Source organism: Nocardiopsis exhalans (assembly GCF_024134545.1).
Lineage (GTDB): Bacteria > Actinomycetota > Actinomycetes > Streptosporangiales > Streptosporangiaceae > Nocardiopsis > Nocardiopsis exhalans.
The window spans coordinates 4,276,588-4,289,356 of record NZ_CP099837.1 but is presented as its reverse complement, the minus strand read 5'-3'; the positions used below and the strand labels follow the sequence as shown (position 1 = coordinate 4,289,356).

15 protein-coding genes are annotated in these 12,769 nt (G+C 69.5%); 5 read left to right on the top strand and 10 right to left on the bottom strand.

The window, feature by feature from the left end; translation table 11 throughout:
* Positions 1-20 precede the first annotated feature (20 nt).
* On the top strand, positions 21-584 hold the full coding sequence (locus NE857_RS19010) for a CG0192-related protein (RefSeq protein WP_254417004.1): 564 nt from the start codon (positions 21-23) through the stop codon (positions 582-584).
* Positions 585-704: 120 nt separating this feature from the next.
* Entirely contained in the window at positions 705-1,064 is a 360-nt protein-coding gene (locus NE857_RS19005; RefSeq protein WP_254417003.1) for an MmcQ/YjbR family DNA-binding protein, read from the top strand.
* 79 nt (positions 1,065-1,143) lie between these two features.
* Here NE857_RS19005 and NE857_RS19000 read toward each other — a convergent pair whose 3' ends face one another.
* On the bottom strand, positions 1,144-1,827 hold the full coding sequence (locus tag NE857_RS19000) for a hypothetical protein (RefSeq protein ID WP_254417002.1): 684 nt from the start codon (positions 1,825-1,827) through the stop codon (positions 1,144-1,146).
* Between the two features lie 420 nt (positions 1,828-2,247).
* On the opposite strand from NE857_RS19000, the gene NE857_RS18995 reads away from it, so the two are divergent.
* Positions 2,248-2,739: an Rv1352/Rv1906c domain-containing protein gene (locus NE857_RS18995; protein WP_254417001.1), complete on the top strand. Its 492-nt coding sequence runs from the start codon at positions 2,248-2,250 to the stop codon at positions 2,737-2,739.
* Between the two features lie 135 nt (positions 2,740-2,874).
* Positions 2,875-3,459: a hypothetical protein gene (locus tag NE857_RS18990; RefSeq protein ID WP_254417000.1), complete on the top strand. Its 585-nt coding sequence runs from the start codon at positions 2,875-2,877 to the stop codon at positions 3,457-3,459.
* A gap of 36 nt (positions 3,460-3,495) precedes the next feature.
* Here the strand turns inward: NE857_RS18990 and NE857_RS18985 are convergent, their stop codons facing one another.
* Positions 3,496-3,930, bottom strand: a complete 435-nt coding sequence (locus tag NE857_RS18985) for a hypothetical protein (protein ID WP_254416999.1) — start codon at positions 3,928-3,930, stop codon at positions 3,496-3,498.
* 343 nt (positions 3,931-4,273) lie between these two features.
* Between NE857_RS18985 and NE857_RS18980 the strand changes: the two genes are divergently transcribed.
* Entirely contained in the window at positions 4,274-4,963 is a 690-nt protein-coding gene (locus tag NE857_RS18980; protein ID WP_254416998.1) for an endo-1,4-beta-xylanase XynA, read from the top strand.
* 112 nt (positions 4,964-5,075) lie between these two features.
* On the opposite strand, the gene NE857_RS18975 is transcribed toward NE857_RS18980, so the two are convergent.
* The 8 genes from NE857_RS18975 to NE857_RS18945 form a co-directional block, all read right to left on the bottom strand.
* Entirely contained in the window at positions 5,076-6,131 is a 1,056-nt protein-coding gene (locus tag NE857_RS18975; protein ID WP_254416997.1) for an aminoglycoside phosphotransferase family protein, read from the bottom strand.
* Entirely contained in the window at positions 6,131-6,871 is a 741-nt protein-coding gene (locus NE857_RS18970) for a class I SAM-dependent methyltransferase (protein ID WP_254416996.1), read from the bottom strand. Before NE857_RS18970 ends, NE857_RS18975 begins: the two co-directional genes overlap by 1 nt.
* Before the next feature lie 213 nt (positions 6,872-7,084).
* Complete coding sequence (locus tag NE857_RS18965) at positions 7,085-8,428, bottom strand: MFS transporter (RefSeq protein WP_254416995.1); 1,344 nt, start codon at positions 8,426-8,428, stop codon at positions 7,085-7,087.
* Between the two features lie 199 nt (positions 8,429-8,627).
* Positions 8,628-9,956 (bottom strand): glycoside hydrolase family 6 protein, encoded by a 1,329-nt coding sequence (locus NE857_RS18960; protein ID WP_254416994.1) that lies wholly within the window; start codon positions 9,954-9,956, stop codon positions 8,628-8,630.
* A 232-nt stretch (positions 9,957-10,188) separates the two neighbouring features.
* On the bottom strand, positions 10,189-10,314 hold the full coding sequence (locus NE857_RS34310; RefSeq protein ID WP_301184232.1) for a hypothetical protein: 126 nt from the start codon (positions 10,312-10,314) through the stop codon (positions 10,189-10,191).
* A gap of 72 nt (positions 10,315-10,386) precedes the next feature.
* A complete protein-coding gene (locus tag NE857_RS18955; protein WP_254416993.1) occupies positions 10,387-10,644 on the bottom strand; it encodes a hypothetical protein in 258 nt (85 codons plus the stop codon).
* A 113-nt stretch (positions 10,645-10,757) separates the two neighbouring features.
* A complete protein-coding gene (locus NE857_RS18950) occupies positions 10,758-11,420 on the bottom strand; it encodes a response regulator (RefSeq protein WP_254416992.1) in 663 nt (220 codons plus the stop codon).
* Positions 11,402-12,769: a sensor histidine kinase gene (locus tag NE857_RS18945; protein ID WP_254416991.1), complete on the bottom strand. Its 1,368-nt coding sequence runs from the start codon at positions 12,767-12,769 to the stop codon at positions 11,402-11,404. Before NE857_RS18945 ends, NE857_RS18950 begins: the two co-directional genes overlap by 19 nt.

Here is a 12,769-nt window from a genome sequence, read left to right as displayed (position 1 = left end):
CGGGGTGGATACTGGCGCCCATGGCGATCATCCACAAGGCCACTCTCACACCGAAGAAACCGGATCTGATCAACGCGTGGCTGGACAGCCAGTCATGGGCGGGGCAGGGGAGTACCGAGGTGCTCGGCACCTACAGGTTCGACGACCCCGCAGGTGAGGTCGGGGTGGAGGTGTTCCTGCTCCGGCACGCGGGGCAGCTCCTCCATCTGCCGCTGACCTACCGGGGCGCACCCCTGCCCGACCACGGTGGTCACCTCGTGGGAACCCTGGAGCACTCCGTTCTGGGCACGCGCTGGGTCTACGACGGGACCGCGGACGAGGTGGCGCTGGCCTGCTTCCGGCAGGCGCTCGAGGGCGAGCAGGAACAGGCGGAGCTGGAGGTCTGGGACGAGGGCCGCGTCGTGGAGCACCGACCGCAGCAGGTGCTGATCTTTCGGGAAACCGGGGGTGAGAGCGAAGCATCCGAGGCCGCCGGAGGAGAACAGGTCCTGCTCACGCGTGTTCTGGGGGAGGAGCCCGAAGGTACACGGAGGCTGCTGGCGCGGTACGGCGGCCAGCAGTGGGTCGTGGCGGCGCTGGCGTAGCCCACGGACCTCCCCGTTGCCCGTGGTTACCCGTGCCCGGCGTGTACACCCTGAGACCGACGGGGTCGGGGTCCGCGTGTCGGTGGGGTGTGGTTTTCTCATCCCATGGGTGCGGAAATCATGGGTGTTGAGATCGAGCGGTTCCTGCGGCTGGTGCGTGCGCTACCAGAGTGCGAGGCCAAGGAGGCAGAGCGGTACACGACCTTCCGCGTGGGCGGAAAGCCCTTCGGGTACCTGTGGCCGCGTACCGCCACGGTGGGGCTCAAGCAGACCCTGCTGGAGCAGACCGCACTGGTCGCCGAACGGCCCGAGGTGTTCGAGGTGCAGTTCACCGCGGGCGGGTTCGGCTGGGTGGTCGTCCACCTGGACGGGATCGAGCTGGACGAACTCAGCGAGCTCACCCTGGAAGCCTGGTACCTGACGGCCCCCGAAGAGCTGACCGCTGCTCCTCCCACCCCGGAGTCTCTGGCCAGGGCCTGAGCGGTCGCTGTCTCTGTCCGCACCTGCGTAACTTGTGGCGCGTTTTCGTCTCGGGCGGTCAGCGACCCCCGTTCACGGGTCACAGCCCCAGCTCATGGTGGAGCTGAGCGATCTTCAGCGCCTCCTGCTGGACCGCCAGTAGAGATTGCAGGGCCTCGTCCTGCTGGGTGCCGCCGGAGGTTTCCGCCAACAGGTCATTGGCGATCCGCTCGTACTCCGCGGCTCGCTCCGCGTCCTCCAGACGTTCCTGGGCCTGTCGGACCCGGGCGGCGTAGCCGGTGATCGCGTCGGTGCGGTTGGTCGCGGCCGAACGGATCTCCTCGATCGCCCGTGTGGCCCGTTCGTGCGCGGACAACGCCATCTCACCGTCGCCGCGGGGCTCGCCGACCGCGGCGAGCTCGACCTCCGCCCGCGATGCCTTCCACAGGTCACAGGCGATCTGCCATTCCAGGTCACGGAGTACGACCCTGTTTCGCGTCGTGTCCAGTAGTTGGCCGGAGCCGTGCAGGGGCGACGCCAGAACAGAGTCGACCGCTCTTTGTAGCGGGACCAGCGTGTCGCGATCGCGCTGTGTGAGCAGCTCGGGGTCGACATAGTCCCGGCCGTGGGCCTGCCCGCGCTGAGCCTCGTCCTTGAGGAAGCGACGTTCCTTCAGTTCTAGTGGGACGTAGATCGCCAGGGAACCCAGCAACACGACCACGGCCACGAGGATGAACGCGGTGCCCAGTCCCGGCCCGGCGGCGATGCCGAGGCCGACGCACACCAGACTTCCGATGGTCAGAAAGCCGGTGCTCTGAGCAATCTGATCCCTGGCCTCTTCGGCAGCGGGACTCAGAGGCTGCGCTGTGGACGGCGCCTCGGCGCCGGGTCGTGTGCTGTGTCGCGGGGACAGTGGGGGACTCCTGGTGACGTGCCGGGTCGAGCTGGCTGCCGGACACGTTCATGCTGCCACAGAGCCACCATGGCCATGGACCCCGGCCGTGTAGAGGTTTGCAGCGGTCAACCTGAATTTGTTAACAGTGTTGGCGTAGTTAACAGTATTTGATGTATGTTGTGTGTGCACGGCCTGGAGGTGTTCGATCCCTCCCCCCTATACACACCGGAGATCACCATGACCACGCCCCAGCAGCCTCCCTTCGGTCCGCCCATGCCTCCCGGGGCTCCGGTTCCGCCGAAGCAGGGTATGTCCACCGGAAAGAAGATCGGTGCCGGCTGCGGCGGGTGCCTCGGCCTCCTGCTGATCCTGTTCATGTTCGCCGGATGCCTCTCCGTCCTCAGCAGCGACACCTCCTCGGGGCAGGGCGGCGACGCCGCGGTCCGTGAAGAGTCCACGGAGCCTGAGGAGGACGCCTCCGAGCAGACGGAGGAGGCGTCCGAGGGCGAGCCCCAGGAAGAGGAGGCGGCGGAGCCCGAGCCCGAACCTGAGGCCTCCTCCACGATCGGCAACGGGATCCACCAGGTCGGCGACGGCATCGAGCCCGGCACCTACTCCACGGACGGCCCGGACCCCGACGACCTCTTCCCGCTCTGCTACTACGCCCGCCTGTCCGGCCTGTCCGGGGAGCTCGACGACATCATCTCCAACAACAACATCGAGGGCCCCGGCACCGTGGTGGTCGCCGAGGGCGATGTCGCCCTGGAGCTCTCGGGCGGTTGCGAGTGGACCCTGCAGTAGTCGCCGTGGCGGGCGCTGGACGGCGCCTGCCACGCTTCGCTGTTTGGATTCGCGTTGATCTTGTCAACGTACTGAATTCCGATGATCTGTTTCTCCGGGGCGGTTGTCGCCCCTCGACTCTCCTCAGGAACGAAGATGCACACCTCGAAGCTCCCCGCCGCCGTGGTACTCACGCTCGGGCTGGCCGCCTGCTCCTCGGGCTCTGAATCGGATGGGGCTTCGGACGACGTCGTGGGCATGGAGTACGTGCAGGAAGGGACGGCGGAGACGGAGGGGTACGCGAACGATCCCGACACCGCATACGAGCCCCTGGTCGTCGACCTCGACACCGAGCACGACTTCGGTGACGGCTTCACCATCCGGATCGACGGCCTCGAGCGACGCGTGGCCGAGGACGGCTACAACGCCACCACCGGTGAGGAGGGAGACCTGCCCTACCTCGCGTGGACGGTGCACATCACCAACGGCACCGACCAGAACCTGCACACCGGTTCCGTGACGAGTTCCTGCTCGGTTGGCGACCCGCTCATGGAGTCCGAGGCGCCCGTCTACGGCAGCAGTGTCAACCCGCCCGACGTCCTGGCCCCGGGGCAGAGCGGTGCCTGGGAGCAGGACTGCTTCGCCGGGGAGGGCGACGAGTACCTCCAGTGGACCATCCGGTTCTTCGACCAGGAGTTCGCGGAGCTCTACCCGGAGCTCACCTTCGCGGGACAGGTGTGACCACCGCGCGGCCGGGGCCTGCGGGCCGGGGACCGGTCAGGGCTGCTCGAAGGCCGGGAGCTCCACCGCGGGAGCGCTCGCGTACTCCACGCCGCGTTCGGGCGGAACGGGCTCGCCCGAGGCCGCGTCGACGCAGTGGGCGTTGAACATCTCCGCCTCGTCCACGGGTGTGATGGACCCTCCTCCCAGCCGCCAGCCCAGGACTCGCTTGACCGGGATCGCGGTCCCGTCGGGCAGGGTGTGGGAGGGGCGGTCGGTGAAGGTGCGCACGATCACGGCGGCGGGGGCCTCGGCGGTCAGGGCGGTGTACAGCCGCTCCACCACCTCGGGGTGTTCGACATCGAAGCCCTCGCCTCGGCGGTCGAGGGCGGTGGACATCGCGTGCCGGGTGTGCAGGGTGAGGATGTACCGGTCGCCGGGCAGGTCGCGCAGGAGCGCGTCGAGCAGGGCGCGGGCGTTCGGGGAGAGCATTTTTCCAGTATGTGCCGGTGAAAGCGGGTCAACCGGGTTGTCCCCAGGCTCGTTTTCGGGCGCTGACAGCTCGCGGTGCCCCGACGCCTCCGCCATTGCTCGGAAGTGGCCGAAAACTTTCGGAAATCCTCGCTGAGTCTGCGGGAATGTGGAACCGAGTTCCGGCATAGTTGATGGTTTCGATCATCAAAAAGCGGTGTGAACTGGTGAGATGCCAACTTAATGGGCATTAATCTTTCCGAAATTTTCCGGAAATTATTGACGACGGTGAACGTGAAGCAGATACTTCGTGGCACGGCGATCCGCCGACTTCCCGACGGCCCCCACCAGGAGGTAGCTGACCGTGAACGACACCCCCAGACCCCCGTTCAGCCGTAGGAACTTCATCGGTCTCACCGGGGCCGGAACACTGGCAGTGGCTGCGCCCTCACTGCTGCTGCCCGGCACCGCGCACGCCCAGACCATCACCGAGAACCAGACCGGAACCCACGACGGCTACTTCTACTCGTTCTGGACCGACGGCGGCGGTTCGGTGTCCATGACCCTGGGCAACGGCGGAAACTACAGCACGTCCTGGACCAACACCGGAAACTTCGTCTGCGGCAAGGGATGGAGCAACGGGGGCCGCAGGAGCGTGAACTACTCCGGGAACTTCAACCCGTCCGGCAACGGTTACCTGTGCCTGTACGGCTGGACCTCGAACCCGCTCGTGGAGTACTACGTCGTCGACAACTTCGGGACCTACCGGCCCGAGGGGGAGTACCGGGGCACCGTGTACAGCGACGGCGGCACCTACGACCTCTACCGCACGATGCGCTACAACGCGCCGTCCGTGGAAGGTGACAGCGAGACGTTCCCGCAGTACTGGAGCGTCCGCCAGTCCACGCGCACCGGCGGGACCATCACCAGCGGGAACCACTTCGACGCCTGGACCGGTGCCGGGATGCAGTTGGGCTCCTTCAGCCACTACATGATCCTGGCGACCGAGGGCTACCAGAGCAGCGGCACCTCCAACCTCTACATGAACGGCTGAGCGGCGGCCGTCGCGCCGCATCGTGCCCGCCGGGGCCGCTGAGCGTGTGCGCTGTCAACCCGGCCCCTGCCCGCCCGCCGACTCACTGGGTGAGCGGCGGGCGGCGCCCCGGTCAGGGGGCGGCAGCCGGAACCCGTGCGCCCCCGTGGGAGGCCGTTTCCACGGACGCCGTCTGTCGCTGTTCGGCGTACAGGGCCAGCAGGCCCGACCAGTTGTGCCGTGAACCCGACCGCTTGGCGTGCGCGGTGGGGGCCTGTCCGGCGGCCAGGTCCGCCAGGGTGGCCACGAGCAGGTACTCGGCGGCCTCCTCGGGCAGGCCCAGTGCGCGCAGTTGCCTGCGCCAGGTGTCCCAGGTGAGATCGTTCAGCCACCCCTGTCCGGAGAACGCCTCCAGGAACCTCTCCTGGGGATCGCGCAGCCGGGAGTCCGGACCGGGGATGGCGCGGGCGTAGTGGTTCAGGAACACCAGCACCTCCGCCAGGGGCGGCCCCTGCGCCACCTCACCCTCCCAGTCGACCACGCGCACGCGGCCCCGGTGCACGAAGCAGTTGCTGGGTGCCAGGTCCCCGTGCAGCGGACGTACCGGAACGGTGAGGGCGCCCAGGTCGGCGCCGGTGCCGCTCACCCACCGGGTCAGCTCCTCGGCACCGGGCGCCTCACTCGGCAGGGCCTGTGCCAGGCGCTCCAGCACGACCGCCGGACTGATGATCACGGACTCCTCCGACACGGAGCCGTGGAACGTGTTCAACCACGTCAGGACCCTGGCATGGTCACGGGCGCTGAGGCGCCTGCTCTGCCGGAACCGTCGGCGCAACACCACATTGAGCGGGGTGCCGGGCAGGGCGGTCTGGGCCATGACCACAGCGTCTCCGCACTGGTGCACGCCCAGGGGCAGGGGAGCGAGCCCGGCCATGGCCGGGCTCGCGGCGGCTCGGACCAGGGCGTCGTGTTCCTGGCGCAGCCGCGGCTGGTAATCGGGGTGGGTGTCGGCCTTGACCACCACCGCGGGGACGCGCCCGCGCGGTGCGAACAGGGCGTAGACCACACGGCCCTCCCACCGGCTGCCCAGGACCACCGCCGAGTGGGCCTGGGACAGCGCGGCCGCCGCTTGGGGCGGGGCCGACTCCGGTAGTCCGGCACGGATGACGTCGACGATCCTGTTCAGCATCAGAGCCCTCGCTCACGCGCGGCCGCGAACAGTACGTTCGGGAAGAACATCTGGTCGAGCGGGGTGCGCGGCAGGCGAGCCAACAGTGCCGCCATGCGTGCGTGGTGGTTCTTCTGCGGAGGATAGACCGAGCTGAGGAACCAGGAGCGCGCACCGGCCCGATCGAGGGACACGAGGAACCGGGGGTCGTGGAAACCGTGCCGGACCCCGTAGACCTGCGCGCGGGTGAAACCGGCGGCGGCCAGCAGACGCCGTCCGCTGCCGGGTGTCTGAGCCGCCCGCCGCCGGGGGAAACGGGCTCGGGAGTCGGCACCGAACAGCAGGGAGGCGCCCGGGGCCGCGACCCTTGCCAGCTCGGCCAGGCGTTCGGGCCGCCACCACGCCGCGTTGACCGAGGCCAGCACGATGTGATCCACGGAAGCGTCCTCCAGCGGCAGCGGCGCGTGCGGCGAGTCCAGGTGGATCTTGCCCTTGGCGGACTCGCCCGCCTTGGGTTCGGTGTACACCACACTCAGTGGAACGGCGCCGCGTCGCTGCACCGAGCGGACGAGCGTCTGGTCATGCTTGAGGAACAGGACCGTCTGTCCTGCTTCCAGGTCCAGCAGGGGAACCAGACAGCGCGGCCCGAACATCTTGCCGGGCTTGGGCTTCTTGGCCTTGGGTTTCGGGTCGGCACCGGGTTTTGCCTCGGGCGCGGGTGGCGAGGCCTGTGCCGTGGGGGTGGAAGAGGATGGTGTCAACTGGTCGGTGTCCGGCATCGTGCTCTCAGGCCTGGGTGGGGGACACCCCGAGGACCGCACTGTCGTGCGGTAGCCAGAACAGGGAGGGGCCCGCAGCTGGTGCAAGGGGTGACGAGGATCGATAAAAGTAGCATAAGTAAGCAATGTGAACTTTTGGTCTCCGAAGCCCTCTGTCGTTCCGCTTCCCGGGGGTGTACTGCTCCCGGACACGCCCTACCCCCGGGAGACCTCGGGCAGCCCGCCTCCGGCGACCACACCGACCAGTCCCAGCGCGGCGAGGAAGACCAGCGCCCAGACCACGCCGAACACCGCCAACAGCGAACTGAGGCCGCCGACCACGAGCAGGATGAGTCCCATCGCCGAGTTCGACACCGCCACGTAGGTCGTGCGCAGGTCCCCTTCGGCCACGTCGACAACGTAGGTCTTGCGCCCCACCCGGATACCGGTGTGCGTCAGGGCCAGCAGGAAGTAGCAGCCGATGAACAGCGCCGACCCCCACACCGTCGTACCGGTGAAGCCCGGCAGGGAGACGACCAGCACCAGAACGAGGATGACGGCTGAGGCGACCGCGGCCCCGAACGTCATCAGCTTTCGACTCGACCTGTCGGCGAGCCGGCCGAACAGGCGGCCGCCCAACAACGCGGCGACCCCCGAAGCGAGGATGTAGCTGCCCAGGCCCGACAGACCGGTGGTCCCCGACTGGGTGGCCAGGGTGATCACGAACGGCGGGCTCAGCGCCGAGACCAGGAGGAAACCGCGCACGGAGACGAATCGCCGGAAGGTACGGTCCTCGCGTAGCAGCCGGTAGGTCTGGACCAGCCAGTCGTGCCAGCGCACCGGGGGATCGCCCGAGTCGGTGCCGCGCCCGTGCGCGGTTGGTTCGTCAGCCGGTTCCCGGATCCGGGCGTAGACCCAGGCCACCCCCACCCACAGGGCGGCGCCGCCGCCCAACAGCCAGGCGAGAGGTGCCGGGTCCAGGTCATCACCGCCGAACACCCGGATCCCCAGACCCAACGTGATGGCTACCAGCCCCGCCGCGGCCGTGGCCAGGCCGTTGACCTGGCCGCGTTCTCCGCTGGGCACGGTGCGGCCCTGCACGTCCTTGGAGGAGATCGAGCAAAGACAGCGGCCCAGTGAGAACACCGCCAGGGCGGCCAGGATGACCACACCGGCCGAGAGCCCTTGGCCCAGCGCAGCCGCTCCCGCCATGACCGCCACCGAGCACGCCTGGACGAGTGAGCCGGTGACGAACACCCGCTTGCGGTACCGGGCCCGTAGGACCAGCGGTGTCAACAGCGCCTGCGGCAGCATCGAACCGGCCTCCCTGACGGGAACCAGCGCGCCCACCAGCGCCGCGGGCACGCCCAGGGCGTGGAAGAGCCACGGCAGGACGGTGGAGGCGTTGACCACCTGGTCCCCGGAGGACTGCAGGGTGTTGGCCCAGATCAAGCGCAGGCCATTGCGCGGAACGTCGCCGCGTACCCGGTCGGGCAGCCGCTCCTCCGGCTCCCGGTCGCGCTTGACCAGAGCGGAGTAGATTCTCTCGGTCGGGTTCATGCTCTCAAGCTAGAGGCCGACAGCCCCAGGAGCAGGGCTCGCCGCACCATCTGCCCAGGACCTGCTAGTCGGTGCCCGAACCCTCTACCGGGTCAGCGGAGCCCGTCACCGCTCATGCGTGCGGGGCGGCCACCGGGTGAGGGTGAGTGGGGTTGCGGGGCCCTACCCCCACCCACCCGTCTGCCCCGGCGCGGCGCGGTCAGGCAGCGGCACACTCCGTTTCTGGGATGCCGTTGCTGCCGGTGTGGGTACCCGTCAGTCCGAAGCTGGTGCTCTCCCCGGTGCTGAGGGAGCCGTTCCAGCCCAGGTCGGTGGCGGTGACCCGCGCTCCGCTGCTGCTGATACCGGTGTTCCAGCCCTGGTCGACCCGCTGGCCGTCGGCATAGGTCCACGTCACGGCCCAACCGGTGAGGTCCGCGCCAGCGGTGACCGTCACCTCGGCCTGGAACCCGCTTCCCCAGTCGCTGACCAGACGGTACTCCGCCGTGCAGTCCTCACCGGAAGGGGGATCGGTCGGATCCGTGCCGGGGTCGGTGGGCTCCTCGCCCGGGTCGCCGGGCCCGTTCGGGGGCCAGGGCGCGTCCACCGCCATGTCGTAGGCGGCCTGGGGCACGAACTGCCCGGCGGGTGCGATACAGCCGTCTGCCTCGCCGGGGAGTTTGGTCCACAGGAAGGCGTCGATCGTCGGGTTTCCGGTGTCGGTGGTGCTGGGCTGGCCGATCATCCTGCCGGGCGGGTCGCACCACTCCTCGTCCGCCGCTGGACCGTTGCCGTTGCGGCTGGTGTCGATCACGGCCCCGAGTCCGGCCACTCCGGTGGCGGCGATGACGGCTTCGGCGTAGGCCACCTCGTCCTCGGTCCAGTTGTAGTTGGAGGTGTTGGTGGACACACCGTGGGCGCTGTTGGCGATGTCTGCACCGTTGAGCAGGTCGGCGGCGGCCTGGGGCGAGAGCCAGGAGGAGTGGCCGATGTCGAAGTACACCCGGGCCTCGGAGGAGCCCGCCATGAGTGCCTTGCCCGCGTGCGCCATCGACTCCAGGAGGTCGGAGGGGTCGCTGCAACCGCTCACCAGGGGCAGGGCGTCGGGTTCCAGGACGATGGTGGCGGGGCGGTCCTCCAGCCCGGCGGCGACCTCGTCCACCCAGGCGCGGTAGGAATCGTGGTCCGGGGCCCCGCCGTCGCTGTGGTTGCCGCAGTCACGGCCGGGGATGTTGTAGACCGCCAGGATGGGGATCTGTCCCTGGGCCTGGGCTGCGCCGACCAGCGCGTCCACCTCGGCACGGACTTCGTCGGGGTTGTACTGGGTGAACCAGGTGGCCTGTGCGGTCGAGGCGATGCGCTCGCCGATCACTTCGGCGCGGGGGTCGTCCGGGTTCTCCTGGACCCAGACTGCCGCCGAGGTGTCGGGGTTGGCGTAGAACTCGGAGTCCTGCGCGGCCGCTGGCGGCAGGCCGAGCAGTGCGGCTCCTGCTACCAGGGCCGTGGCGGAGCCCAGGGCGGCTCCGAGGGCTGTGCGTGTGCGGGACATAGCCTTCCTTCGGTGGATTGCCTCCGTTGCGGTTCCCGTGCCACCCGGTGCCTTTCGGCGCCGGATGCCCCTCCCGAAGACTGGGAGCGCTCCCAGTCGCGGTCAGGTTACCGGGTGAAGCCCTCCGCGCCCAGGGGGTAACGGCTTCTTTTCCGGTTGTTCTCGCCCCTGTCGCGGTCTGCGGCCCGTACGGAGACCGATCCCGGCCCGGTCTCCGTACGGGCCGACTCGGTCAGCGGGTGGGTGGATCTACGAGCTCGGTGACCCGGCGGGCGCTTTCCCGGGCCAGGCGTAGCGACTCGGGGGAGGAAGCGTCGGCCTCCGCCGCGGCCGCACTGCCCGCGCCCTCTTCGCTCATGCTGGACCGCAGGTGGGTGAGGCGGTGCGCGGCCTCCGCGTCAGGGAGCCGCTCCTGTGCCGCCAGGACGTGTCATGCGTGCCGGGCGATGGTCTCGATCTGGCCGATGGTGCGCTGCTGCTGTTCGACGAGTTCGGCGAGAGCCTGATCGGCGGCAGCCCGGCTCTGCGGCCCCGAGAGGGGGGTCTGCTCGATCTTCGTTCGCCACACGGACTGCTCCCGCAGCTGTCGGGCGATACTCCATTCGACATCAGTCAGGACGACCCGGACACGGGTGGCGTCGTCCAGCAGTTCCCGTTCGTTCAGGGGAGAGCGCACGATCGTGTCCACCGACTGCTGGACTGTGACGAGCAGATCCCGTTCGGTCTCGGCCAGCTCCCTGGGAAGTACCCGCTCCTCCTCGACGAGTTAGCGTGCGGCGTGCCCTGGCCGCTCGCGCGGCCTCAGTCGGGCTGTTCCCGCAGGTAGGTCAGGACGGCCATGACGCGGCGGTCCACGTCGGTGCCGTCCGGGGGCAGATCCAGTTTGGCGAGGATGTTGCCGATGTGCTTGCCCACGGTGGGTTCGGAGACCACCAGGTCCCGGGCGATCCGTGCGTTGGAGTGCCCCTCGGCGAGCAGGGACAGGACCTCGCGTTCGCGTTCGGAGAGGCGTTCCAGCGGTGTGCTGCGCCGGCGGACGAGCTGGCGCACGACGGCCGGATCGATGACCGTTCCGCCGCCGTGCACGCGGCGCAGGGTGTCGGCGAAGTCGGCGACGTCCACCACGCGCTCCTTCAGGACGTATCCGATGCCGTGGCCGTTCTGGGAGTCGAGGAGCTCTGCCGCGTAGCTGGACTCCACGTACTGGCTGAGCGCCACCACGGGCAGGGCGGGCCGGGTCCGGCGCATCCGGACGGCGGCGCGCAGGCCCTCGTCGCTGAAGTCCGGGGGCATGCGGATGTCGGTGACCACGAGGTCGGGTTCGTGCTCTTCGACCGCCGCGACCAGGGCCTCGGCGTCGCCGACCGAGGCGGCGACCGCGAACCCGAAGCGCTGGAGGAGGCCGGCCAGACCCTCGCGCAGCAGTGCGCCGTCCTCGGCCAGTACTACCCGGATGGATGACAAGGGATCTCCGCTCGCAGCCGTGTGGGGCCGCCGGGGGGACTGGACAGCCAGATCCGACCGCCCACGACGGCGACCCGGTCGGCCAGGCCGGTCAGCCCGGTGCCCCCGTCGGGGTCGGCGCCGCCCTGGCCGTCGTCGATGGTTTCGAGGACCAGCGTGTCACCGTCGAGGGAGGCGTTCAACCGGACCCCGGTGGCCCCGGCGTGTTTGGTGACGTTGCTGAGTGACTCGGCGGCCACGTAGTAGGCGGTGTTCTCCACGTGCACGGGCAGGCGCCGGGACAGGTCGACGCGGGTGCGCACCGGTACCGCGGAGCGGTCGGCCAGCTCCGGTAGGGCCGCGGGCAGTCCCCGGTCGCTGAGCACCTTGGGATGGATGCCGTGGACGATCTCGCGCAGGGAACCGATGATCTCCTTGGCCTGGGCGTGGACCGAGGTCAGGGTGCGTTCCATGTCGCTGCCGGGCGGGGCGTCCATGCGGGCCAGACCCACCTGCATGGCCAGGGAGATCAGTTGCTGTTGGGCGCCGTCGTGCAGGTCGCGTTCGATGCGTCGGCGCTCGGTCTCGAAGGCGTCCACCAACCGGGCGCGGGAACGGGTGACCTCCACCAGTTCCGAACGCAGCCCCTCGGTGCCGCGGTCGTCCAGCAGGAGGCGGGCCAGGGCGGCGTGCGCGTGGGCGGTGACGGCGACGGCGTAGGGGGCGGCCACGAGGAGGACGAGCCCGGCGGCGACCAGGGGGAGCGTGCTCGCCGGGGTGTCGAACTCCCACGGGAAGAGGGCGACGGTCTCGCCGAACGCGGTGATCAGCGGGCTGGCGATCAGGAACGGGCCCATCAGTACGAACAGGTACACCACGGTCCAGCTGACGTATCCGAAGACGACGACCAGCAGGAGCAGGTAGGCGAACTCCCGCCAGGTCGCGGCCTCGGTGTAGCGGATCCGGACCCAGCGCAGGGCGCCCTTGCCGGTGGGCCGGTGCCCGCTGCGCAGCCGGGGGTGCACCAGGCGTACCCGCCACCGCTCCAGCCGGGCGACCGGGACCGAGACCAGGGGGCCGAAGGCCAGCAGCAGGGCCAGCCCCAGACCGAGCAGGACGGCCAGGAACCAGGTCGGATGGTTCTGCCCCTGGACCATCTCCTCCAGGGCCGAGCCCAGGGAGAGGAAGGGGAAGGTGATCGGCGAGATCAGCACGGCGAGCACGGTCCCGGTCAGCACGGTGGAGGCGAGGTAGCCCAGGCTCCGCCAGGGCCAGAGCGACCACAGGAAGCGCGGTCGCCGCAGCGCTTCCCAGGGTGTGCCCGGTGGCGTCTTCCGGTCCTCTGGCGGGGCGGTGGTCTCCTTGTTCAC